Here is a 2,323-nt window from a genome sequence, read left to right on the forward strand (position 1 = left end):
GCCTGGGGTGCCGCCTGGGCGGGGGTGGGCATCAGGGTGAGGGCGGCGGCTGCGGCGCCGGTGGTGGCGATGCCGGTGAGGGTGAGGGTGCGCAGGCGGGCGAGGCGGGGGGTGCGGGTGGTCGCGGTCATGCGGAAGGGATCCTCCGGTGGGGGGCGTGGTGGGGGTGCCGGCCGCGGGTGGGGGCGGTGGCGTGGGGCGGGGCCCCGTGTTGCGGGCCGGGGGGCCGGGGGGCCGGCGGGGTTCGCCGGGTCCGTCGGGTGGCCGGGGCAACGACGTCCATGGTTAGCGGCGGGCGGGGCGGGGTGCAAAGGTGTGACGTACTACCCGGCTACGGAGGCATGCCCGATATGCACCGCTATGCGGCTTTTCTGTGCTGTTCGGGGCGGCCTGGCTGCTACGAGGCTCGTTAGGAAGTGATCTGGCTCCTATGGGTGGCATCACACTTCCCGGCCCCATCGAGGCCGTCGCCCGGGCTTCAGGGGCACCGGACGAGTCGGGCGGCGAATGGCGCCCGAAGCCCTGGTCGGCAGGGAGTGCTCTCCCGCCCAAAGATTCTCTTTGATGTTCTCAAAGTAAAGGTGTTAACGTTTTCGCTGTGAAGACAGCAGCCGCGTACCGCGCCGACGTCCCCTGCGGCGTCTGCCGTGCCGTGACGGGCGTACCGCTCGTGGTGCGCCTGCATGTCGACCTCTGCCGCTGCCTGTCCGCGGCGTGTCGCGCCTGACCGCGAACTCCTCGGTGCAGCGGCTCCGTTGACGTCTCTTCACACCGCGCCGCTCCCGTACGTCCCCGCTCGAACCTGCCTTTTCCGCGCGTCCCTACTGGAGTGTGTCCGTGTCCTCGAACACCGCCGATCCGAAGCCCGCGACGTCCGGCTTCCGGATACCCGTTCCCTTCTGGGCCCAGGTCCTGCTCGGCCTCGTCGTCGGCCTGGTCCTCGGCTTCGTCGCCCGTACCTATGACGTGTCCTGGCTCGCCACCGCCCTGGACAAGGTGGGCGGCATCTTCGTGCAGCTGCTGAAGCTGGCCGTGGCTCCGCTGGTCTTCTTTGCGATCATGGTGTCGATCACCAATCTGCGGAAGGTCAACAACGCGGCCCGCCTGGCCGGCCGCACCCTGCTCTGGTTCATGATCACCTCGCTGATCGCGGTCGCCATCGGCCTCACCGTCGGCCTGGTCTCCAACCCGGGCTCCGGCTCCGCCCTCACCCCGGCCGACGGCGCCAAGCCGGAGCACGCCGGCAGCTGGCTGGACTTCCTCACCGGCATCATCCCCACCGACGTCATCACACCGTTCACCGAGCTCAAGGTGTTGCAGATCGTCTTCATGGCGGTCGTCGCCGGCATCGCGATCCTCAAGACCGGCCCGAAGGCCCAGCCGGTCCTCACCCTCTCCGAGTCCATCCTCCAGCTGCTGCAGAAGGCCCTGTGGTGGGTGATCCTGCTCGCCCCGATCGGCTCCGCGGGTCTCATCGGCCGCGCCATCGTGCAGTACGGCTGGAACCTGCTCGGCGACTACGCGACCTTCACCGCCGACATCTACATCGGTTGCGCCCTGGTCCTGTTCGGTGTCTACCCGCTGCTGCTCTTCACCGTCGGCAAGCTGAACCCGCTGCAGTTCTTCAAGGGCGCCTGGCCCGCCATCCAGCTGGCGTTCGTCTCCCGCTCCTCGGTGGGCACCATGCCGGTCACCCAGCAGTCGGCGATCCGCCTCGGCGTCCCCAAGGACTACGCGTCCTTCGCCGTGCCGTTCGGCGCGACGACCAAGATGGACGGCTGCGCGGCCATCTACCCGGCCATCTCCGCGATCTTCGTGGCGCAGATCTTCGACGTGCAGCTCGGCATCAAGGAGTACCTGCTCATCGCCTTCGTCTCGGTGATCGGCTCGGCGGCCACCGCCGGTCTGACGGGCGCGACCGTCATGCTGACGCTCACCCTGTCCACCCTCGGCCTGCCGATGGAGGGCGTGGGCCTGCTGCTCGCCATCGACCCGATCCTGGACATGATGCGTACCGCCACCAACGTCGCGGGCCAGGCCCTCATCCCGGTGCTCGTCTCCGCCCGCGAGGAGATCCTGGACCGGACGAAGTACGACAACGCCTCGGCCTCCCCGGCCGACTCCATGGAGAGCGTCTACGACGAGCCGCAGCCGGCGGCCCCGGTGTCCGCCTGACGTCCCGTCCCGTCCTGTCTCGTTCCGGTCACGCAACGTGGCGCCGCCCCTCTTCGGGGCGGTTCGCCGCACAATTGCCTGTTGTCACCTCCTGGTACACCGACTGCGCTGTCCGTCTCGTCCGCGTTCGGTGTCCGGACCCCGTTAC

General features: G+C 69.1%; 2 protein-coding genes. Both read left to right on the plus strand.

Annotated elements, in window-relative coordinates; genetic code table 11:
- Positions 1 to 598 precede the first annotated feature (598 nt).
- On the plus strand, positions 599 to 727 hold the full coding sequence (locus tag RH94_RS46200; RefSeq protein WP_267893391.1) for a hypothetical protein: 129 nt from the start codon (positions 599 to 601) through the stop codon (positions 725 to 727).
- A 110-nt stretch (positions 728 to 837) separates the two neighbouring features.
- On the plus strand, positions 838 to 2,175 hold the full coding sequence (locus RH94_RS23540; protein WP_073949693.1) for a dicarboxylate/amino acid:cation symporter: 1,338 nt from the start codon (positions 838 to 840) through the stop codon (positions 2,173 to 2,175).
- Positions 2,176 to 2,323 lie beyond the last annotated feature (148 nt).

It is taken from the genome of Streptomyces kebangsaanensis (genome assembly GCF_001906585.1).
GTDB lineage: Bacteria > Actinomycetota > Actinomycetes > Streptomycetales > Streptomycetaceae > Streptomyces > Streptomyces kebangsaanensis.